Source organism: Pseudomonas sp. LS-2, assembly GCF_003605735.1.
GTDB lineage: Bacteria > Pseudomonadota > Gammaproteobacteria > Pseudomonadales > Pseudomonadaceae > Aquipseudomonas.
Genome location: NZ_QXTJ01000008.1, coordinates 202,060 through 223,404, shown reverse-complemented (window position 1 = coordinate 223,404; position 21,345 = coordinate 202,060). Strand labels below are relative to the sequence as shown.

The 21,345-nt window shown below is 61.0% G+C and carries 22 protein-coding genes and 1 pseudogene; 8 read left to right on the top strand and 15 right to left on the bottom strand.

The features are described 5' to 3' along the window. Nucleotides 1-37: 37 nt before the first annotated feature. The 10 genes and pseudogenes from pstB to D3M70_RS05275 all read right to left on the bottom strand — a co-directional run bounded on the left by pstB (nucleotide 38) and on the right by D3M70_RS05275 (nucleotide 8,246). The gene (gene pstB, locus D3M70_RS05315) at nucleotides 38-817 is read right to left on the bottom strand and encodes a phosphate ABC transporter ATP-binding protein PstB (protein ID WP_120124852.1); all 780 of its coding nucleotides are present in this window, start codon (nucleotides 815-817) and stop codon (nucleotides 38-40) included. Then, on the bottom strand, nucleotides 817-1,695 hold the full coding sequence (pstA, locus tag D3M70_RS05310; RefSeq protein WP_120124851.1) for a phosphate ABC transporter permease PstA: 879 nt from the start codon (nucleotides 1,693-1,695) through the stop codon (nucleotides 817-819). Before pstA ends, pstB begins: the two co-directional genes overlap by 1 nt. Then, a complete protein-coding gene (pstC, locus tag D3M70_RS05305) occupies nucleotides 1,692-2,687 on the bottom strand; it encodes a phosphate ABC transporter permease subunit PstC (RefSeq protein WP_120124850.1) in 996 nt (331 codons plus the stop codon). Before pstC ends, pstA begins: the two co-directional genes overlap by 4 nt. 70 nt (nucleotides 2,688-2,757) lie before the next feature. Beyond that, nucleotides 2,758-2,899, bottom strand: a pseudogene (locus D3M70_RS32680) (phosphate ABC transporter substrate-binding protein PstS); the annotation flags it as partial. A 1-nt stretch (nucleotide 2,900) separates the two neighbouring features. Continuing rightward, a partial coding sequence (pstS, locus tag D3M70_RS05300; RefSeq protein WP_375232927.1) for a phosphate ABC transporter substrate-binding protein PstS occupies nucleotides 2,901-3,695 on the bottom strand: 795 nt, incomplete at its 3' end. 432 nt (nucleotides 3,696-4,127) lie between these two features. Beyond that, on the bottom strand, nucleotides 4,128-4,904 hold the full coding sequence (locus D3M70_RS05295) for an ABC transporter substrate-binding protein (RefSeq protein ID WP_120124849.1): 777 nt from the start codon (nucleotides 4,902-4,904) through the stop codon (nucleotides 4,128-4,130). Between the two features lie 132 nt (nucleotides 4,905-5,036). After that, the gene (locus tag D3M70_RS05290; protein WP_120124848.1) at nucleotides 5,037-5,393 is read right to left on the bottom strand and encodes a RidA family protein; all 357 of its coding nucleotides are present in this window, start codon (nucleotides 5,391-5,393) and stop codon (nucleotides 5,037-5,039) included. Continuing rightward, the gene (locus D3M70_RS05285; RefSeq protein WP_120124847.1) at nucleotides 5,362-6,813 is read right to left on the bottom strand and encodes an NAD(P)/FAD-dependent oxidoreductase; all 1,452 of its coding nucleotides are present in this window, start codon (nucleotides 6,811-6,813) and stop codon (nucleotides 5,362-5,364) included. The genes D3M70_RS05290 and D3M70_RS05285 overlap by 32 nt, the downstream gene beginning before the upstream one ends. Then, nucleotides 6,806-7,132 carry a (2Fe-2S)-binding protein gene (locus D3M70_RS05280; RefSeq protein WP_120124846.1) on the bottom strand — a complete coding sequence of 109 codons (327 nt, stop codon included), beginning with the start codon at nucleotides 7,130-7,132 and terminating at the stop codon, nucleotides 6,806-6,808. Before D3M70_RS05280 ends, D3M70_RS05285 begins: the two co-directional genes overlap by 8 nt. Then, entirely contained in the window at nucleotides 7,122-8,246 is a 1,125-nt protein-coding gene (locus D3M70_RS05275) for an FAD-binding oxidoreductase (RefSeq protein ID WP_120124845.1), read from the bottom strand. Before D3M70_RS05275 ends, D3M70_RS05280 begins: the two co-directional genes overlap by 11 nt. A gap of 120 nt (nucleotides 8,247-8,366) precedes the next feature. Between D3M70_RS05275 and D3M70_RS05270 the strand changes: the two genes are divergently transcribed. From D3M70_RS05270 to D3M70_RS05235, 8 genes are all read left to right on the top strand, one after another. Continuing rightward, the gene (locus tag D3M70_RS05270) at nucleotides 8,367-9,272 is read left to right on the top strand and encodes a LysR substrate-binding domain-containing protein (RefSeq protein WP_120124844.1); all 906 of its coding nucleotides are present in this window, start codon (nucleotides 8,367-8,369) and stop codon (nucleotides 9,270-9,272) included. Between the two features lie 91 nt (nucleotides 9,273-9,363). Then, nucleotides 9,364-9,687 carry a hypothetical protein gene (locus D3M70_RS05265; RefSeq protein WP_120124843.1) on the top strand — a complete coding sequence of 108 codons (324 nt, stop codon included), beginning with the start codon at nucleotides 9,364-9,366 and terminating at the stop codon, nucleotides 9,685-9,687. Between the two features lie 228 nt (nucleotides 9,688-9,915). After that, entirely contained in the window at nucleotides 9,916-10,230 is a 315-nt protein-coding gene (locus D3M70_RS05260) for a putative quinol monooxygenase (protein WP_120124842.1), read from the top strand. 237 nt (nucleotides 10,231-10,467) lie between these two features. Next, nucleotides 10,468-11,799 carry an OprD family porin gene (locus tag D3M70_RS05255; RefSeq protein WP_120124841.1) on the top strand — a complete coding sequence of 444 codons (1,332 nt, stop codon included), beginning with the start codon at nucleotides 10,468-10,470 and terminating at the stop codon, nucleotides 11,797-11,799. Nucleotides 11,800-11,918: 119 nt separating this feature from the next. After that, a complete protein-coding gene (locus tag D3M70_RS05250) occupies nucleotides 11,919-12,329 on the top strand; it encodes a cupin domain-containing protein (RefSeq protein WP_375232926.1) in 411 nt (136 codons plus the stop codon). Nucleotides 12,330-12,479: 150 nt separating this feature from the next. Further along, nucleotides 12,480-12,743: a hypothetical protein gene (locus D3M70_RS05245; protein WP_120124839.1), complete on the top strand. Its 264-nt coding sequence runs from the start codon at nucleotides 12,480-12,482 to the stop codon at nucleotides 12,741-12,743. Nucleotides 12,744-13,159: 416 nt separating this feature from the next. Continuing rightward, nucleotides 13,160-13,948, top strand: coding sequence for a hypothetical protein (locus D3M70_RS05240; RefSeq protein WP_120124962.1), 789 nt, complete (start codon nucleotides 13,160-13,162; stop codon nucleotides 13,946-13,948). 3 nt (nucleotides 13,949-13,951) lie between these two features. After that, nucleotides 13,952-14,659 carry a nucleoside triphosphate hydrolase gene (locus D3M70_RS05235; RefSeq protein ID WP_120124838.1) on the top strand — a complete coding sequence of 236 codons (708 nt, stop codon included), beginning with the start codon at nucleotides 13,952-13,954 and terminating at the stop codon, nucleotides 14,657-14,659. A gap of 92 nt (nucleotides 14,660-14,751) precedes the next feature. Here the strand turns inward: D3M70_RS05235 and xylB are convergent, their stop codons facing one another. From xylB to D3M70_RS05210, 5 genes are all read right to left on the bottom strand, one after another. After that, nucleotides 14,752-16,236 carry a xylulokinase gene (gene xylB, locus D3M70_RS05230; RefSeq protein WP_120124837.1) on the bottom strand — a complete coding sequence of 495 codons (1,485 nt, stop codon included), beginning with the start codon at nucleotides 16,234-16,236 and terminating at the stop codon, nucleotides 14,752-14,754. A gap of 27 nt (nucleotides 16,237-16,263) precedes the next feature. Next, on the bottom strand, nucleotides 16,264-17,262 hold the full coding sequence (locus tag D3M70_RS05225; protein ID WP_120124836.1) for a LacI family DNA-binding transcriptional regulator: 999 nt from the start codon (nucleotides 17,260-17,262) through the stop codon (nucleotides 16,264-16,266). A 23-nt stretch (nucleotides 17,263-17,285) separates the two neighbouring features. Next, nucleotides 17,286-18,227: an ABC transporter substrate-binding protein gene (locus tag D3M70_RS05220; protein WP_120124835.1), complete on the bottom strand. Its 942-nt coding sequence runs from the start codon at nucleotides 18,225-18,227 to the stop codon at nucleotides 17,286-17,288. Between the two features lie 103 nt (nucleotides 18,228-18,330). Beyond that, nucleotides 18,331-19,323 carry a ribose ABC transporter permease gene (locus D3M70_RS05215; RefSeq protein ID WP_120124834.1) on the bottom strand — a complete coding sequence of 331 codons (993 nt, stop codon included), beginning with the start codon at nucleotides 19,321-19,323 and terminating at the stop codon, nucleotides 18,331-18,333. A 159-nt stretch (nucleotides 19,324-19,482) separates the two neighbouring features. Beyond that, on the bottom strand, nucleotides 19,483-21,036 hold the full coding sequence (locus tag D3M70_RS05210) for a sugar ABC transporter ATP-binding protein (protein WP_218568403.1): 1,554 nt from the start codon (nucleotides 21,034-21,036) through the stop codon (nucleotides 19,483-19,485). Between the last annotated feature and the right edge of the window lie 309 nt (nucleotides 21,037-21,345).

Here is a 21,345-nt window from a genome sequence, read left to right as displayed (position 1 = left end):
CGGCCGGGCGGCTACAGGGGTTGAGTCGGGCTGAGGATCAGCCGAAACGACCGGTGATGTAATCTTCGGTCTGGGTCTTGGACGGCTTGGTGAAGATGGTGTCGGTGTCGCCGTGTTCGATCAGCTCGCCCATGAACATGAACGCGGTGTAGTCCGAGCAGCGCGCGGCCTGTTGCATGTTGTGGGTGACGATGACCACGGTGAACTGCTCTTTGAGCTCCGTGATCAGTTGCTCGATACGACCGGTGGAGATCGGGTCGAGCGCCGAGGTCGGTTCGTCCAGCAGCAACACTTGCGGGCGCAGCGCGATGGTGCGGGCGATGCACAGACGCTGCTGCTGACCACCGGACAGGCTCTGGGCGCTCTGTTTGAGCTTGTCTTTCACCTCGTCCCACAGAGCAGCGCCACGCAGCGCCTCTTCCACCCGCTCTTCCATCTCACGGCGCGACAGCTTTTCGTGGTGACGCACGGCATAGGAAATATTGTCGTAGATCGACATCGGGAACGGCACCGGCTTCTGGAACACCATCCCGACGTGGCTGCGCAGGCGGTTCATCGAATAGCCAGGGGCCAGGATGTTTTCGCCGTTCAGGATCACTTCACCCTTGGCTTCCTGCTTGGGGTACATCGAGTAGATCCGATTGAACACTCGCAGCAAGGTCGACTTTCCGCAACCCGATGGGCCGATGATCGCGGTGATGCGCTTCTCGGGAATGGTCATGTCGACCGACTTCAGCGAGCGATGTCCGTTGTAGAAGAAGTCGAGGCCGCGTACCTGAATCTTGGTTTTTTCGTCGGCGAGGGAAAGGTTATTCATCAGGACGCCCTATTGCGCAAAAGGAGAAGACGGGAACTGAGGCTCAGCACCAGTACGAACAAGGTCAGAATCAAGGCGCCGGCCCAAGCCAGGGAATGCCAGTCATCGAACGGGCTCATCGCGTACTGGAAGATCACCACGGGAACGCTTGCGATCGGTTTGAGAACGTTGCTGCTCCAGAACTGGTTACCGAACGCGGTGAACAGCAGTGGAGCGGTTTCGCCGGTAATACGTGCCAGTGCCAACAGGACACCGGTCACCACGCCCGCCTTGGCGGCGCGCAGCACGATCTGCAGGGTCAGCTTCCACTGCGGCACACCCAGCGCCAGCGCGGCTTCGCGCATGGTCGACGGTTGCAGTTGCAGCATTTCATCGGTGGTGCGGACCACGACAGGAATTACCAACAGCGCCAGTGCCAGGGCACCTGCAATCGCCGAGAAACCGACCTGGTGGTTGGTCAGCGCACTGACCGGCAGAATCACCGCGGTGTAGACGAACAGCCCCAGCACGATCGACGGTGCCGAGAGCAGGATGTCGTTGATGAAGCGAACCGCGTTACCCAGTTTGGTGTGACGCGCGAACTCGGCCAGCCAGATGCCGGCCATCAGGCCGATTGGCGTGCCGATCAACAGGCCGATGCCGGACATCAGAAAGCTGCCGTAGAAAGCGTTGGCCAGCCCCCCTTCCGAACCCGGTGGCGGGGTCATCTCGGTGAACAGGCGCAGGTTCAGCGCCTGGAAACCATTGACGATGGTGGTCAGCAGGATCCACACCAGCCACAGCAGCCCGAACACGGTGGCGCCACAGCTGAGGACCATCGCGATCATGTTCTTGAACGCGCGGGCCCGGTACAGGTTTTCGTTATCGGCCTTCCTCATAGACCCTCCTTGCGCGACAGACGGGACAGCATCAGACGGGCAATCGCCAGCACGATGAAGGTGACGACAAACAGCAGGAAGCCCAGAGCGATCAGCGACGAACGATGCAGGTCGGTGTAGGCCTCGCTGAACTCGTTGGCGATCACCGAAGCGATGGAGCTGCTGGGCATCATCAGCGATGCGGAGAACTGGTGGGCGTTACCGAGAACGAAAGTCACCGCCATGGTTTCACCCAGTGCGCGGCCCAGACCCAGAAAGATGCCGCCGACCACGGCAGAGCGGGTATATGGCAGGACGATGTCCCAGACCACTTCCCACGTGGTGCCGCCCAGTGCGTAGGCCGACTCTTTCAGAGCCACCGGCACGCTGCGGAACACTTCGGTCATGACCGAGGTAATGAACGGCGTGATCATGATTGCCAGCACGATACCGGCAGTCAGCATGCCGATACCCAGCGGCGGGCCCTGGAAGATCTGACCGATCAGGGGCAGTGCGCCCAGGTTGTCATTGATCCATGGCGCCATGTATTCGGCCATGAACGGGCCGAACACGAACAGGCCCCACATGCCATAGATAATCGAAGGTATGCCCGCCAGCAGTTCGACCGCGGAGGCAATCGGCATCCGCAACCACGGCGGCGCCACTTCAGTCAGAAAAATAGCGATGCCGAAACTCACCGGAACGGCGATCAGCAGCGCGAGAAAGGATGTCACAAGGGTGCCGTAGATCGGGACCAACGCGCCGAAATGGCCGTTGACCGCATCCCATTCGGTACTGGTAAGAAATTCGAAACCAAAGGTCTTGAACGCCAGGGCTCCGCCCCAGAGTGTCGAGCCGGCGATGCTCGCCAGCAACAGCAGCACCAACAGAGCCGCTCCCAGCATCGTGCGCCGGAACCAGGCGTCGTGTCGGTGATCGCGGGCCGCGCGTCTTTCGCTCTCGGATGTCACATCCGGAATCACAGCGGACATATATTGGGTGTTTTCAGTCATGGTGGGTCCACTCGCAAGGAAACCCTGTCACCGAGCGCTCGGTGACAGGGGTAAGCCGGATAACGTCGAGTTACTTCTTGAACTCGGTTTTCCAGTAGTCTTCGATCTTGCTGACCAGCGAAGCCGGCAGAGGTACGTATTCCAGCGACTCGGCCTGAGCCTGGCCCTTCTTCAGCGACCACTCCAGGAAGTTGAAGGCAGCAGCGCTTTTCNGGTCGCCGTGATTGGCCATGCACCATCACCTGGGGCGTTGGTCATGATCAGGTTGAAGTCCTTGGCGCTTGCCCAGTCAGCGCTGTCGGCTGCGGCGGCGAAGGCTTTGGCGTTAGGCTCGATCACCTTGCCAGCAGCGTTCTTCAGCTTGGTGTAAGCGATTTTGTTCTGAGTGGCATAGGAGTACTCGACGTAGCCGATCGAACCTTTGATCTGCTTCACGTAGGCAGCCACACCTTCGTTACCTTTGCCGCCCACACCGACTGGCCATTGAACAGCCGAACCCGTGCCTGGGCCGGATTTCCACGCGTCGCTGACTTTGCTCAGGTAGCTGGTGAAGTTGAACGAAGTACCCGAACCGTCCGAACGGTGAACGACGGTGATATTGCTTTCAGGCAGTTTGACGCCGGCGTTCAGCTTGGTGATCGCAGGATCGTTCCATTTGGTGATCTTGCCCTGGAAGATGTCAGCCAGGGTCTGGCCGTCGAGTTCCAGTTTGCCGCTTTCCACGCCTTCAACGTTGATCACCGGCACGATACCGCCGATCACGCTCGGGAACTGGCCCAGGCCAGCCGCTTTCAGGTCGTCAGCTGACAGAGGAGCGTCGGATGCGCCGAAGTCAACGGTGGCCGCCTTGATCTGAGCGATGCCGCCGCCCGAACCGATCGACTGATAGTTGATGCGGTTTTCGGAGCTTTTGCTGTAGTCCTGCGACCATTTGGAGATGACTGGGAACACGAAGCTCGAACCAGCACCCGTGACGTCCGTAGCGTGCGCCATTCCGGTCAGGCACATCGAAGCCAGCAGGAGCGACAGGCGTGTTTTTGTCAGCAGATTCACGGCAATACCTCAGCAGAAGAATTTGTGTGTGTGCGGTCACAGTTGAAGACCCGATGCAGATTTAAAACCCGAAACATTTCTGTTTGATGACAGTCTTTAGACATCCGGTGATAACCGGCTGATTACGTAGGCGATCTCCTACACCCTGTAAAAACGAAACCCCCGGTTTTATTGAAGAAAACGGGGGTTGTCTAGTTTTCGAGAATTTAATATCAATGCGCCACAACTGCAGACTGAAGGCCGCGTTCAGGGCTGTTTTTCACCCCGTTTATGACAGTCTCATGTCCATGAACACCCGCGCTGCGCCATCTGCAGGCCAGTGACGTTCATTTGGCGATGGCTTCTTTGCGATCAACTGTTTCGAAGTTTTGCGGCTGCGCAGCGAACCTATTCCCCATAAATATCGAAATCGAAGTATTTCTTCTCGATCTTGTAATAGGTGCCGTTCGCGCGAATGGTCGCCAGGGCCTGATTGAAGCGCGCCTGCAGCGGATCGCCCTTGCGCACGGCCACGCCGATTCCGGTGCCGAAGTATTGCTCTTCGGTGAACGCCGGGCCGACGAACTGGTAATCCTTGCCTTCCGGCTTTTTCAGCAGGCCCTCGTCAATGGCCACGGAACTGGCCATGGTCGCGTCGATGCGCCCGCCCAGCAGGTCGAGGAAAACTTCATTCTGTGAGCCATAGCTGACGATGGTCGCCCCCGCCGGGACGAATTTATCGGTCACGTAGCGCTCGAAGTTGGTCGCGCGCTGTACGCCGATGCGCAGACCTTTGAGCTGACCTGGAATCTCGCTGATGCCGCTGTCCTTGCGCACCACCAGACGTGCAGGGATCCGGTAGTAACGGTCGGTGAAGTCCACCGACTTCATGCGCTCCGGGGTGATCGACATCGACGAGATGATCGCGTCGACCTTCTTCACCTTGAGCGCCGGAATCAGACCGTCGAACTCGTTTTCCTTCCACACGCACTGCACTTTCATCTCGGCGCACAGCGCCTGACCGATGTCGTAGTCGAAACCGACGATTTTATTATCAGCGGTTTTGGAGGCGAACGGTGGGTAGGCGGCCTCGATGCCCAGTTTCAGTTGGGGCTCGGCGGCGTGGGCGTTGAGGGCCAAAAAGGAAGCGAGGCCCAGGGTGGTGACGATACTTCTGATGTTCATGCATGGCTCCAAACGGTGTTGTTCAAGTCGGGCGTGCCCTCGGCATGAGGATCGTCGCCCGTTATGGCAGCAGCAATGTGAACGGCGGGTGGGCGCTCTTGAGTCGCGGCGCCCTGCCCTTGCAGCGGTTGATCAGACGGCGGCAGTGACGATGATCTCGACGAGGATCTCGGGGTCGTCGAACATCACCTGACAGGTCGCTCGCGCCGGGGTTTGCGCGGCGTCGACCCAGGCGCTCCAGGTTTCGTTCATGCCGGCGAAATCGGCGGTCATGTCTTTCATCCAGATCTGCACGCTGAGCAGGCGACTCTTGTCGCTGCCCGAGGCGGCGAGCAGTTCGTCGACACGCTCCAGCACCTGACGGGTCTGGCCGCGAATGTCCTGGGTGCAGTCGGCGGCAACGATGCCCGCCAGCCAGGCCACGCCGTTATGCACCACGCTGCGGCTCAGGCGTGGGTTACTTTCGATGCGATGAATCGAGGTGCTCATGACGGGCTCCTTTCAAAGGTTGAGGAACGAAAAGGTCGAGCTCGCGCTCACTGGCCAGTTGCGCCAGGGTGATGGGTTTGAGGGGCGGACGAATGCGGTAGTAGCCCACCGACGCCGGAGGCACCTGACGCCGCTCGGCGATGATTTCGCTGACGGTGAGCCCACACTGGCGCCCCTGACACGGCCCCATTCCGCAGCGACCGAAAGCCTTGGTCTGGTTCGGGCCCAGACAGCCGAGGTCCACATAACGGCGAATGGCGCCTGCGCTGACTTCTTCGCAACGGCAGACAATGGTGGCGTCGTCGGGAATGCGGTTCTTTGCAGGCGGGCGATACAGGGCGTCGAGCAGCGGCCGTGCGGCGCTCTGCCGGCCAAGCAACCGACGCCAGGGCGAGGCGAGCTTGTGCAATTGAATCTCGTCTATTTTCTGCAACCGCTGGGCGATGCGCAGCGCCGTCAGCCGGCCTTGGGTACGCGCCACGTTCGCCCCGCCAACCGACCCGCCGTCGCCCGCGATGAAGATCCCCGGCAGGCTGGTTTCGCCCCAGCTGTCACGCCGTGCGGCCCAGCACAATTGCGCCTCGCTCCAGTCATGCTCGGCACGCAGAGACTGGCTGATCTGGGTGTTGGGCACCACGCCCTGATGCAACAGAATCAATGAGGCCCAGACCTTGTGCGACTGACCTTCGCTGTCGAAACACAGCGCTTCGGCTCGCCGCCCGCCCTCGACCCGCAGATGTTCGGCGGCGTAAAAGTGCCTGACCCCGGCACGCTTGAGCGTCGCCAGCAGCGATAGCCCTTTGAGCAGATCGCGCCAGCCAGCCAGTGCTTTACCCACGTGACGCAGATGCTTGAACACCTCACGACGAGCACTGGTGTCGACCAAGGCTTCGATGCGAATGCCAGCGCGCAGATATTGCACCGCCAGCAGATAGAGCAGCGGCCCGCAGCCTGCCAACACCACCGGCCCCTGAGGCACCATCGCCGCATTCTTCAGCAGGATCTGACCGGCGCCGGCGGTCATCACGCCGGGCAGGGTCCAGCCCGGAATCGGCATCGGCCGCTCCATCGCGCCCGTGGCGATCAACAGCTGACGTCCCTGCACCACATGCGCCTGACCATGGCGCAGGAAATGCACGCAACGCGCTTCGGTGACTTGCCAGACCGCTGCATCGGGTTGATATCGCACGTCGCTGGACAACAACGCCTCGACCAGCGCCAGACCGGCCACATACTCGGCGCCCAGCACTTCGCGGCTGCGGGCATCGGCTTGCGCGACATTGCGATAAATCTGCCCGCCGGGACTGGCCTGCTCGTCCAGCAGAACCACGTCCAGACCGTAAGCCGAAGCCTCCAGCGCTGCACTGATCCCCGCAGGACCTGCGCCGATGACAATCAGATCAACCAGGGCGTCAGTCATCGTCGGCGTCCCCGATCAGCAGATCGCGAGCACCGCGCTGACGGCGAACCACCATGCCGTCCCGAACCTGAATCAGACACGCCTGACTGTTGGCCTGGCCGTCGACTTCCACCAGGCATTCGAAGCACACGCCCATCATGCAATACGGCGCTCCGGGCCTGCCGTTGACCGGGCTTTCGCGGGTGTGACCCACATCGTTCGCGAGCAGCGCGGCCGCCAGAGAAACCCCGGCCGGAACCGTCAGCGGCCGGTCTTCGAAGGCGATGCGCACGTGATTGGGCGCAAGCTGCAACGGACGAAACAGCGCTTCAGTGGGCATAGCGCACCTCCGCTTGCCCCTTGAAACGAGCGAGATTGAAAGGGCGAATGCCGGGCGCGTCGGCCTCCCCGGCAATCCACGGTGCAAGACGCAAGGCGTGGGCAGCCGCGAGTGTCACCCCGCTGTGGCAGGTGACGACGAACGCGCCGGGGCTGTCGTGGGCAGCTTCATAAATGGGATAGCCGTCGGCACTGAGCACGCGCAAAGCGCCCCACGCGCGAACCATCCGCACCTGCCCCAGTCGCGGAAAACAGGCGACCGCGCGGGCGGCGATCTCGGACATCACCGCGCTGCTGGTGCGATCATCGAAACCGACCGACTCCAGCGAATCCCCCAACTGGACTGTGCCTTCGTCGGTCTGGCGCACGTAAGTGGTGGGGTAATGCAAGAATGGCTGCAAGCGCTCCGTGACCAGAATCTGCCCGCGATTGGGCCGCACTGGCACCTCCATGCCGAGCATCGCGCCCAGCGGCCGATTGCCCAGCCCTGCCGCCAACACCAGATGCTCTGCACCCAAACGCTGTTCGGCGGCACGTATCTCGAACCCGTTGGCGTTCTGATCGATGGCATCGACGGTGACACCGTTGACGATCTTCACCCCGCGCAGCGTGCACCCGGCGTAAAGCGCACGCAGCAGCTTGAGCGGGTTGACGTGACCGTCCATCGGCGAATAACAGGCGCCGACCACCTCTGGACCGATGCCGGGAATACGCGACTTGAGCTGAGCCGGATCCAGCACTTCGAACGGGTAATCGCCGTCGAATGCGTCTTGCAGCCAGGCCAGCCGACGGGTCTCCTCGGCCAGTTCATCGTCGCTCATGCACAACTGAAATCCGCCAGGCTGGCGCAGATGAAGATCGATGCCGGTATCCATTTCCAGCAATGCGTTGAACGCCGGCCAGAGCGCGACGGACTGCCGCGTCCAACGGGCATAAGGGCTGTTTTTGTAGCCCTTGCCCTGCACCCACAGCAGACCGAAGTTGCCTCGTGCGGCGCGCAAGGCATCGTCGCCTTCATCCAGGACCGTGACCTTGCGTCCCAGTACCGCCAATCCATAAGCAATGGACATACCCACCAGACCACCGCCTATAACGATCACATCTGTCTTGTGCATGGTTGAATTCTTGGCCTTCACGGCTTGGACTCTCGATGCTCACGATGCTAGTGGCCTGACAAATCCCTGAAAAATGCTTTATTTTCTGCCGGTCATGTTTTTTTGTTATGGGATTGCGGAATGAACCTGCGCCAACTCGAAGCCTTCCGTGCGGTCATCCTCGGCCAGACGGTCACCCGCGCCGCCGAAATGCTGCACATCTCGCAACCGGCAGCGACTCGTCTGATTTCAAGCCTGGAAGATGACATCGGCTTCGCCCTGTTCGACCGGATCAAGGGCCGGCTGCAACCCACTGCCGAAGCCATGACCCTGTATCAGGAAGTGCAGCGTTCGCTGGTGGGCGTGGAGCGCATCGCCCGCACAGCGCAGGACATTCGCAGCCTCAAGCGCGGCTCATTGCACATCGCCTGTGCGCCAGCCATGGGGCTGATCTTCATGCCGCGGGTGATCGCTGCTTTCATGGCCGAACACGATGGCGTGCAGATTTCGCTGGTCGTGCATTCGTCGTCGGAGGTGATCGATCTGGTGGTGGGGCAACGCTGCGATCTGGGCATCATCGTGCTGCCCAACACCTACCCCAGCCCGCGTTCGGAAAAACTGCTTGCCACCCGCATGCTCTGCGCCCTGCCCGCCGGGCACCGGCTGTGCGACAAACCGGTGATCGTGCCGGAAGACCTGCGTGGCGAAGCCTTCATCTCCTACCCCCGTTCCATCGGCTCCAGGCACCAGATCGACACGATTTTCGCCGCCCACGGCGTTGAGCGGCAGCTGCGCCTGGAGACGCAGTTGTCCCAACCCATGTGCGAGTTCGTCGAACACGGACTCGGCGTGGCACTGGTGGATGCGTTGAGCGCGGTGAATTACCGTGGCGAGCGTATCGTCTTCAAGGCGTTCGAGCCGGCGATCGAGATGGATTTTTCGATGTTGCTGCCGGTTCAAGGCCCGGCGTCGAAACTGCAGACGGCGTTCCTCGAACACACTCAGGCGTTCATCGCCCGACATGTGCCACAGGCGTACCGGTTCTGAAAACGCCGACCGACCGTCTGTCGGCAAGACGGCACCTCTGTCCTCAGCCACCGGACCAATGTGTATCCACGACAGTAAAGGGATTCACATCATGATCAAGACAAAACTGACTGCCCTGACCCTTGCCGGCCTTCTCGCTGTAGCGACCGGTTCCGCCTTCGCAGGCTCCACCGGTCCGACCGATCCTGTCGACTCCAGCACCTCAGGACCACGGACCAGCAGCCAGGGCCCGAATACCGATGGCACCCCTAAAGCCGGCACCAGCTCCACCCCCGGCACCAAAGGCATGGGCAGTTCCAACGGCAATGGCGCCAGTGGAACAGGCGGCGGCATGACTAACGGCGATGGCATGGGCGGCAGTGGCGGCGGCACCAGCGGCAGCGGCAGTGCCGGTGGATCCAGCGGCAGCAAATAAGCCGCTCTGTAGCAGCCCGGCTTGCCGGCAGTGGCGTCATTCAAGATCGCTGCTGCGGGCAAGCCTAATGCTAAATCCGTCACCGCCCCCTTTCAGCATCCGCTACCCCCTCCCCCCCGCACCCAATTGGCCACCGGGTCAATCATCTGATTGGTTACTGGCAATCGCCACGGTCCCCACTAATATGGCAACGGTTGAGATACCTCTCGTTGCGACGGAGCCCTGCGCATGATCGAAGAAGCCAGTAACACTGTACGAATCCACGCCGCCCACGGCCGCTCCGATGAGCTGGGTGAATATCTGGCGAGCATCGTCAGAACGCTGCCTTCCTTGCCCGGCTGCGTGACCAGCGTCCTGAACCGTGACGAAGCTGACAGTGACGTCTGGGTCATCGATGTGCGCTGGGATTCCTGCCAGGCGATGTCCGAGCATTTTGCCCAACCCAGCAACGCGGGCCTCAATGGTTTGCTGAGCAACAGCCTGGTGCGCCATGTGGCGTTCGAAAGCGACATCGAACGCTGCAACCTTCCCTCTTCCCGTTGAGCCACCTACCCGTTGAGGTGACGTCGCCACTGCGACATTGAAAAACCACTTTAAGCAGACCGCTTAATTGGCTGTTTAATAAACCAATCGTCAGAAAAACAACTGATGAGTGCCTCATTGCGGCCTGAAGGTGGCGAACCACGAATCAGCGATTATCCTTTGCGTCTTGCGGGCAAGTCGGGGTTATTGCTTTCAAGCGATAGCGGACTGCCTCAAAGACCAAGAGGTAATGCCATTATGAGAATGATGAGTCTGAGTCTGATCGCGTTGGCGGTGTCGGCAGGATACGTTCAATCCGTAGAAGCAGAATCCTTCGTCAGCGATCAGGCCGATGCCAAGGGTTTCGTCGACGATGCCAAGCTCGATGTGCTGGCGCGCAACTACTACTTCAACCGAGACGGCAAAAGCGGTTCTCAGGATCGACGGGACTGGTCCCAGGCCTTCATGGCCAACTTCAGTTCCGGTTTCACCCCCGGCACGGTCGGTTTCGGTGTGGACGCCTTCGGTTGGTACGGTCTGAAACTGGATGGGGGCGCGGGCCATTCGGGCACCGGCAACATTCCTGTGGACAGCAGCGGCAGCCCGGAAGATGAATTCGCAACGGCAGGCGGCGCCATCAAGGCCCGCATTTCCAGGACCGAACTTAAATGGGGAACCCTGCAGCCCACCGCGCCGGTATTCGCTGCAGGCGGTACGCGCCTGTTCCCGCAGACAGCCACCGGCTTCAGTTTGCAGAGCAGCGAATTCACCGGACTGGATCTGGAAGGCGGCCATTTCACCGCCGGTAACGGTCCGCAACATACCAGCCCCAGCGGCGAACTCTTCGCCAGCTATGCCGGCGTCACCACCAACAGCGTCGACTTCGTCGGCGGCAAGTACGCGGTCAACGACAGCCTGTCCTTTCAACTCTATGGTTCGGAATTCGAAGACATCTGGCGTCAGTATTACGGTAATGCCAACTATGTGCTGGCGATGCCCAGCGATCAGTCGCTGACATTCGACTTCAACCTCTATCGCACCACCGATGAAGGCCAGGCCAAGGCAGGCAGTATCGACAACACCACGTGGTCGCTGGCCGCCGCCTATAACTTCATGGCCGGGCACACGTTCACCCTCGCCTACCAGAAAGTGCATGGCGACGAGCCGTTCGACTACGTGTCGTTCGGCGACAACGGCCCGGGCACTACGGGCGACTCGATATTCCTCGCCAACTCCATTCAGTATTCGGACTTCAACGGCCCGGGGGAAAAATCCTGGCAGGCGCGCTACGACCTGGCGATGAGCACCTACGGCATTCCCGGTCTGAGTTTCATGGCGCGCTACGTCAACGGCCGCGACATCGATGGCACCAAAATGGCGGTCGACAGCCCTTATCGGGCCTACGGCTATGGTGAGGACGGCAAGCACCACGAAACCAACCTGGAAGCCAAATACGTGATTCAGGACGGGCCGGCGAAGGACCTGTCATTTCGCGTCCGTCAGGCATGGCATCGCGGCAATGCCGATCAGGCCGAGGGGGATCAGGATGAGTTCCGTCTGATCGTGGATTACCCGATTTCCATCCTGTGAGGCGCTCGCCGACTACATTGGCCCCATGATCTTTCTGTGGATTGGCGGTGTGACAGAGGCCAAGGCAGGCATAGCTTGTCTTCCGTCAACCCGTTCACCAAGGACCGATCATGAAACCGATGAAACTGCTCGCTGCCACGCTGTCGTGGCTGGCATTGTCACTGCCGCTCTCGTTCAGCGCCCAGGCTCACGATGAGGACCCTGAAAAGATTACCGTGCTGGAGAACCACCCGATGCTCAACGCGCCGGGCAAGAAGGCCATGGTGCTGACCGTCGACTACAAACCGGGACAGGTCTCCATTCCCCACAGCCACAGCGGCAGCGCAATGGCCTATGTGCTGGAAGGCGAAGTGATTTCGCGGGTCAACGACGGCAAGGCAGTCACCTACAAGGCGGGCCAGACCTGGTACGAACCCGCGGGCTCGAAGCACTATGAATCACGCAATGCCAGCACGAGCAAACCGGCGAAATTGCTGGTGTTCATCCTGCTTGATGACAACGGCGAAGTGCTGACGCCCCTGCCGAAATGACGCTGTCCAGAGCCATCGATGCGGCTCTGGAACGCGGCACCGCTGGTCCGGCAGAGCGTTTCAAAAACTAAACATTTCAGTGCGACTGTCGATAAGCCATCAGTAGAGCCCGCCTTCTCGGGCCAGACTTGATGAGTGAAAGGCACAGGTATGTACGACATTTTTCTGCTGGTAGAACATGGCCGCGATCAGGGCGAGGTTTCGGTGCTTGGCTGGTTCGATAACGAACGCGCGGCCAAGGACACCGCAGAAGCCATGGAGTGGAAAGCCTATCGCGAAGAGACCAGGCGTCAGCAACAGTGGTCCAGCAAACCGTTGCTGCCACCGAACGAAACGTCCCATCGGCGGTTCTGGGTGAAGGGGATTTCCAAGTTCACCCACACGCCCGCGCCACGCTCCTGGGCGGTGCATTGAGGTTTGAGCCCCACTTGATACGGCGATATTCCGCCCTGCATAGCCTGTAGGGCTGCACGATTGTCCTCCCCTCGCGTGCCTCGCCTCTTGCATCGTCCGGCACCCCTGCGTCGCGGTCGGATGGCCGCCCATAGACCTTCAATGCCCGCCCTCGTCTCGCTTTGCAAAACACCCGCGACCGGGAAAAACCGGAATCACGAAATTTTTTTCTTTAAACGTGCAGACTAAACCTCTCTAATGCGTCGCTGACTCGCTGATATTCATGGGTGAGCGCCTCGCGCAGCTTGTGGCAAGCGCGGCACGTGGCACTCAAGCGGCCGCACTAAGCTTCAGTAAATTTATTCAGGTGGTGAACGTTGGGCCCAGAATTTTCGCTCGAATCCCCCAAGGCAACCCAGGCTCAACTCACGACGTTGATGCAGAACATTCTGGATGACGATGTCGTCGATCTTCTGGCGCCGTCCCCCTCGGCGCCTGCGCCTGCGCTCACGCATTCGGAACTGGCAGGTTGTTACCGACTGGCCTGGCAGCTTCTGGTGACGGGCGTCGACCTGCCGGCAACGCGTCAGCTCGTCTTGGCTATCGCGATCAAGGGATCGGCGACCGCCGAGCAGGCTCTGCAATTCAAATACATGCGTGCGCGCTTCAAGAAGATGCGTTTTGCCTGCGCCAATTACAGCGCTCAGCACAGCTATCCGGAAAAACTCGACTCCATTACCCGGCTGATGGGGCGATTTCAGGACGCGTTCAAGAACGGCCAGCGCAGACGCCTGATGTGGCTCGGGATCAAGTTGTGGTGTCGGTTAAGGGATGATCTGTTTTCGACGCTGCACCGCACGCTGACAGAGGCAGGACTTTCAACCCCTGAAAGCTTCCGGCTTTACATCGCCAGAGAAGATGAGCATCTGGCACAGAGCTCGCACGCAGACGCATTCCTGACCGCAAGACAGTTTCACGATCTGCGCAAGATCGTCAGCCGTAGAATCGCGCTGAGCGATACGCGTCGCGCGCTTTCCCCCTCGCCCGAGTACGACGCACTGTCGCTTTTTCTGGCGACCATCAACGGCCTCATGGGCAAAATGCATGATGATCTGGTAATGAAAAAAATAGAAAACAAGCTCGTCTACGAGCAGGAGCTGTTCGAATTTCCCGAGGTCGTGTCGAGCAGGATCCGAGCCTTGGTAGCTGTCCAGGGAGGTCAATGACCGATGGAGTTCACTCGAGTGCCTGGGCGCAAGACGCCGATCATCGCAATCGTCGGATCAGATGGCAGCGGCAAGTCGACGGTGTGCGACGAGATGCTGAAGGTCATGTCGTCCTACCAGTCGGCCCGGCTTTGCCATCTGGGCAAACAGACGGGCAACCTGCGCCGGGCGATGCGCAAGCATGGTCTGGGCAAGAAAATCGACAGCCGTATCACCAAGGTAGGCGCCTCGGCGCGCGTGAAGGGCATTTCCGGGCCGGTCGCGCTGGTGATGTTCATTGCATCGATGAGAAGGGTGGTCCGCTTCACGAAAATGTCTGTCTATCGTGCGATGGGGCACGCGATTCTGACTGACCGTTTTCCGCAGACAGTCGAACCCGGCGAGATGGACGGCCCGCATCTGACCAATCGCCACCTCTCGGACGCTGGCGCGAAGATGCTGATGCGCATCGAGAGCTGGCTGTACACGAAAATGACCGCGGTGCGTCCTGATCTGGTGCTGCGCCTGAACGTCGATCTGCAGACGGCGATTCAGCGCAAGCCCGACCATCGACCCGAAGCGCTGGAGAAAAAGATCGCCGTTGTTCCCAGGCTGTCGTTCAACGGGGCGCCTATCGTCGACATCGATTCCAGGCTGCCCTTGGAGCAGGTGCTGGAACAAGCCCGCGAGGCGATCGACGTGGTCATGAACGACTACCGCAAGCCGCGCTGATACATAACGTTCGTGCGATCTCAAGGACCCGCACGATCTTCGCCAATACGCCTGCGTCTGGCATCAGCGCGATGCTGTATGCCTGCAGAGCTTCATCGATGAAGCGCCTGCGCCGCAGGCAGTAAGCCGCGAAACTTCGTATAACGTGCGCGCAATGCGGCCTGCACCGACACCATCGGGCTATACCGCGCCTTGATTGGCATTCCCGTGCTCAACAGATCGGCGCCCTGCCCGATTGCCAGAAATCCCAGTTTGGCCGCGCCGATGCACGCGCTCAGCTCGCTGCCGTGCAACGTATACACCTCGCGATCGAGGATGTTGGCCAGTAACTGAGCCCAGTATTCGCTGCGCGCCCCGCCGCCCACCAACGCGCAGGCCTTGACCGTGGCACCGGCCGACAAAGCGGCGTACATCGCATCCAGCAGGCCAAAACCGACCCCTTCCAGCACCGCATAACCGAGCATCGCCGGGGTGGTGTCGTGCCCCAGGTTCATGAACCCGCCGCGCAGCAGCGGGTCATTGTGCGGTGTGCGTTCGCCAGCCAGATACGGCAGAAACAACGGGTGAGTCACCGCGACCGGCTGATCGATGGGCAACTGCGTCTGCACCAGGCTCAACAATGTCTGTTCGTCCGGCTGCCCCAACAGCCGCGTCGCCCAGCGCAGGCAACTGGCGCCTGCGAGCATGGCGCCCATGGTGTACCAGCGATGGGGCAGCGCATGACAGAAGCTGTGAACCGCGCTCGGAGGATTACCCGCGGCGTGATCGGTGATCGCGACGATGGCCGCACTGGTGCCCAGGGTGACGAAGGCATCGCCTGCGTTGATGGCGCCGATGCCCACCGCCGAAACCGGGTTGTCCCCTCCTCCGGCCGCCACGGGCAGGTGTTCGGGCAATCCCGATAACCTCGCAGCTACAGCGCTCAGCCCACCGGACACCTGATCAGCCTCCAGCAACCCTGGCATTTGCGCCAGGGTCAGCCCTGTGGCCTGCAGCATCGGTTCGTACCATTGGCGCCGTGCCACATCCAGCCAGAGGGTCCCCGCCGCATCGGACATGTCGCTGACTTTCTCGCCGGTCAGCAACAGACGCAGGTAATCCTTGGGTGACAGCACGCAGTGGATCCGCGCAAAAATCTGCGGTTCGTGCCGTTGCAGCCACACGAGCTTCGGCGCTGTCAGCCCGGCCATGGCCAGACTGCCGGTGTGTTCGGCACACTCCGCAAAGTCGCGGTTCAACTGGGCGGCCTCCGCCACCGCACGAGAATCGTCCCAGAGAATCGCCGGATACAGAACCTGGTCGGCGGCGTCGAGCAAGACCGCGCCGTGCATCTGACCGGACAGCCCGATGCATGACACACGCTCCCACGCCATCGGCTGATCCCTGCGCAACTGCCCGAGCGCTGCCAGGCACGCTTGCCACCAGTCATCCGGGTTTTGCTCCGACCAGCCCGATTGCCTGCGCGTCACATTCAGTCGCGCGCCAGCCTGGGCCAATACCGCGCCATGGGCGTCGAGCAGAATGGCTTTGAGTTCCGAAGTACCCAGATCGATGCCCAGCGAGACAGCTTGACTCATTGATGTTCGGTTCCTGTCAGCGGGAGCTCAAGGGCATCCACATGAATTTCGAATGCGCAACGTCGCGGCCAGACGTTCGGACAGCCGCGTCCCGTCGGGATGATCGATGCGCTGTAACAACAATTGCACGGCACGCTCGCCCAGCGCTTGAACCGGCTGAGCGATCACACTCAAACGCGGCAGAAAGAAATCCGCCCAGTCGAAATCATCGAACCCTACCAGCGCCATCTGCTCCGGCACGGCGATCTTCGCGTCCCGCAGCGCATGCATGGCACCGATGGTCATCAGGTTATTGGCGGCCATGATTGCCGTCGGCGGATGAGGCAGAGACAACAGTGCCGAGGCGGCAATACGCGCCGATTCACTGTTGGACTCGCCGTTGACCAGCAATGCCTCATCGAACGGCAGATCTGCATGAGAAAGCGCCTGACGATAACCTTCGATGCGCTCTTCGGTGGTGCTCAGCCCGCGATGCCCGGCAATCATGCCGACCCGCCGATGCCCGTGACCGATCAGGTGCGTCACCAGTTCACGGGTAGAGTCGCTATTCTCCACACCCACCTGGTCGAAGCCCTCCGTCGCCAGGCGGTCGACCAGCACCGTGGGGATGGCGTTGGCCTGCAGATACGCCAGCGCCGCTTGCGCAGGATCGCTGGAGGGGGCCAGCAGGATGCCGTCGACCCGGCGATGATGCAGCGCCTTGACCACGTTCAGTTCCTGTTCGGGATCATCGTGGGTGTCGACGAACAGCATCATGATGCCGTGGCGCGCGCATTCGGTTTCGATGGCGTGCACGGTCTCGCTGAAGTAGTGGTTGGACAGCGCCGAAATCGCGACACCAATGGTGTTGGTGCGTGAACGGGCCAGCGAGCGAGCGAGGGTGTTGGGGATGTAGCCCAACTCCCGGACCGCCTGCTGCACTGCCTCCACCGTTTCCGGGCTGACCTTGCGCGTGCCGTTGAGCACATGGGACACCGTCGAAGTCGACACCTTTGCCCGCCGTGCCACGTCCTCCATCTTCACCACGGCGCTGCCCCCTTCTCGACGTATCAGTGCTTGCTCGACCAGCCGCTGTACGAGCCGATGTTGTCGCGGGTGATCAGCTTCGGCGTGAGCTGGGTCACCGCCTCGGCAGGTTTCTTGTCGTTGAGCAGGTCGTTGCCGATCACCACCGCCTGCTGCGCCATCGCCCATGGGTCCTGACTGGCGGAGGCCTGGATCGACGATTCCGATTTCAGCGCGTGTTCGATGTCCGGCGCGCCGTCCACCGAGGTGATGATGATGCCGCTGCGTTTGAGTTGCCTGGCGGCCAGGTCGCTGCCGATGGCTTGCGGGTCGTTGATCGCGAACAGCCCGTCGATTTTCGGGAAGCGCGTCAGGTAACCCTGCATGGCATTCAGGCCGCCGTCGCGAGAGCCTTTGGCATCCTGATCGTCGGAGAGCACCTTGATGTCCGGGGCGGCAGCGAATGCCGATTTGCAACCGGTGACGCGGTCAGTCACGGCGGTGACTTGCGGGCCGTTTTCGATAATCACGTTGCCCTTGCCGGAGAGCTTGTCGACGATGAACTGACAGGCCAGCTTGCCGGCTTCGACATTGTCGGTCTGCACCGTGGCGTCCACGTTGGCGGCGCTGACATCGACCGCAACGACCTTGATCCCGGCGGCCTGGGCTTTCTTGATTGCCGAGGCGATGGCTTTGGGGTCCACTGCGTTGATCAGGATCAGGTCCACGCCAGCGGCGATGAAATTGTCGATCTGCGAGAACTGCTTGCTCAGGTCGTAATCGGCAGAGACCGAGGTGACCTTGGCGTTGGGGTTGATTTCCAGGGCCTTGGCCTTGGCGCCATCGGCCAGGGTCACGAAATACGGGTTGCCCAACGACCCCAGGCTGATGCCCACCGATTTCAGCTCACGGGCCTGAACGCCCTGAGACAACAGCGCGGCCAGGCACAGGGATACGACAGCAGGGAATTTGCGTTTGAAGTTCATGATTTCTCTCTTGTGATTATTGTTGAACGCAGGGTGTTCGATGCCCGAAGCGCTGTAGCCGTCCGGCCGGGCGGCTACGGGTCAGAGGCCGGATACCGGCGAATCAGGTCCGCGCACCGGACTGGCGATAGCGGTCCAGCGCCACCGCGCCGATGATCACGATGCCTTTGATGATGTACTGCCAGATGTCCGAGACGCCGAGCAACACCAGTCCGTTGGTGAGGACCGCAATGATCAGCGCCCCGATCAGCGTGCCACCGATGGTGCCGACGCCTCCGGTGAAGCTGGTGCCGCCGAGGATCACCGCAGCGATGGCGTCCAGCTCGTAGGACTGCCCCAACTGCAAGCCGTTGGCCGCAAACAGACGGGATGCGCTCATCACCGCCCCCAGCCCGGCCAGCGCGCCGGAGACGGCATACACGAACAGCAAGACCTTCCACACCTTGATCCCGGAAAGCCGCGCAGCCTCGGGGTTGCCGCCCACCGAGTAGATCTGAACGCCCATCACCGTGCGGCGCAAAATGAACCAGGAGATGCCGATCACCGCGACCGCAATGATCACCAGCCAAGGCACGCCCAGCACCGAATCGTTGCCGATGAACGCGAACGGCAAGTCGGGGTTGAACACGGTTTTGTCATCGGCCAGCAGCCGCGCCAGGCCACGCATCGCCGTCAGTGCACCGAGGGTCACGATGAACGGGGGCAGACGCATGAAGGCGATAAGGCCACCGTTGACCAGCCCCAGTAGCAGGCCGAAGCCGACACCGGCGAAGATGCCGAGCATGCCCCACTGCGGCGACATCGAGGCCTGCAAGGCGACCCCCGCAGAGGCGGCAAGAATCGCTCCCACCGAAAGGTCGATACCGGCCGTGAGAATCACGAACGTCATGCCCGCCGCCAGCACCACATTGACGGACGCCTGCTGGGTGATGATCGACAGGTTCTGCAGGGTCATGAAGCTGTCGGTCATCAGCGCGAAGCCCACCAGCAACAACACCAGCACCGGCAACATGCCGAGGGTCCGCATCCATTCGCGCATGCGTTCGCGCTTGCTGATGGCCGCCACGCTCGGCGAATTTTCCAGGGTCAGACTCATGGCCTGGTTTCCTTCTTATTGTTATTGGACGGTTGCGATACCTGTAGGAGCGCGCTTGCCCGCGATTGCGGCAGGTCATTCGCACATGCGCCACCTGACACACCGCAATCGCGGGCAAGCGCGCTCCTACAGGGTTGAATGTGTTCTTGAGCCAGCGTGCTAGACATGAGCGATCACCACCTGCTCACCCCCAGTCGCCAGATCGATGATCCGCTCCTGAGAGATTTCATGCCCCGACGCGCCGCCGACCTGCGCGACCAACTGGCCCTCGCGCATGATCAACACGCGGTCGCAGGTGCCGATGATCTCCGGCAGTTCGCTGGAAATCACCACGATGCCCACCCCGGCCTTGGCCAGTTCGTTGATGATTCGGTAGATTTCCGACTTCGACCCGATGTCCACGCCGCGCGTCGGTTCGTCGAGAATCAGCACATGAGGTTTGACCTCCAGCAGCCGCGCCAGCAGGACTTTCTGTTGATTGCCGCCAGACAGCGCACCCACGTTGACCCTGCCCGACGCCACGCGGATCGACAGCGAGCGAATCGCCTCCACCGCGCGCTGCGCGCCGCGTCCCCGGTCGAGCACACCACCGGCATGAGCATCGGGCACGCAGGCGCAAACGTTGATGTTGTCGCGAACGCTCATGTCCAGAAACAGCCCCTGAGCCTTGCGATCTTCAGTGAGGTAAACCACGCCAGCCCGAATCGCATCGGTGGGGTTGCGCAATTGGGCGACGGCCTTTCCAGCGACTTCGAGCGTGCCGGAGGTGCGCGCGTCGGCGGCGAAAATCAGCCGCGCCAGTTCCGTGCGCCCTGCTCCGACCAACCCGGCGATACCCAGCACCTCGCCCGCGTGCAAATCGAAACTGCAAGGCTTCACACGCTTGCCGTCAGCCATGTCGCGCACCCGCATGACCACCTCGCCGGGGTCATAAGGCGCGTGCTCTTTTTTGTAGAATCCGGACAGGTCGCGGCCGACCATCATCTTCACCAGCGCATCCGCCGACAGCCCGTCACGCTCGAGCATGCCAACGTATTCGCCATCGCGCAGCACCGACACGCGGTCGGACAACTCGTAGATTTCAGCCATCCGGTGGCTGATGTAGATGATCGCCAGACCCTGATCGCGCAGCTGTTTGATGAGCGCGAACAGGCGGTCGGTTTCCCGGGAGGACAGTGGCGTGGTCGGCTCGTCCATCACCAGGATTTTGGCGTTGGCATGCAATGCGCGGGCGATTTCCACCAGTTGCCGTTCGGCAATCGACAGCACGCTGACCTTGGTCGAAGGTTTGAAATCGGCGCCCAACCGTGAGAGCACATCAACGCAACCGGCCTCCATCGCCTTGCGGTCGATGCTCCAGCCGCGACGCAGCTCGCGCCCGAGATAGATGTTCTCGGCGACACTCAGGTTTGGGCACAGGCTCAGCTCCTGATAGATCACGGCGATACCCTGCGCTTTGGCGGTCAATGGATCGAACGCTGCCAGCGCCTGACCGCCGATACGAACCTCGCCACCGGCATCGGCCTGATAGGCCCCAGAGAGGATTTTCATCAGGGTCGATTTGCCGGCACCGTTCTCGCCCATCAATGCATGGACTTCACCGGCGTAAACCTTGAGCGCGACATTTTTCAGCACGCGCAGGCCATTGAAGGTCTTGGAAATGGCGCTCATTTCCAGCACGGGCACGGGGGATTCGGAAAGAACGGCGCTCATGGTCGAGCGACCGAAACAGGTGTCAGAAGCGATATCCACACCGTGAAAGCGCGCGGAATCAGAGCAGGCAAGCTGTTCATGTGGACCCTCGAGATTTCTTGTTTTTATGCTGGGGCCGTCTCGTGATGGACGACGCTCGGAACCGCTTTGAGTGAGAACGGTTGAACTGGACTTTAGATCCGCTGAAACGATTCACGCAAGCGCTTGCTTTGCTCCGCCGACGAAATCGCCGCCATGAAACTCGACGTCCAGGCACAAAAAAACGCTCTGGTGTGCGGGTTTGCGGCCAGCCACCGGAGCGTTCGCAGG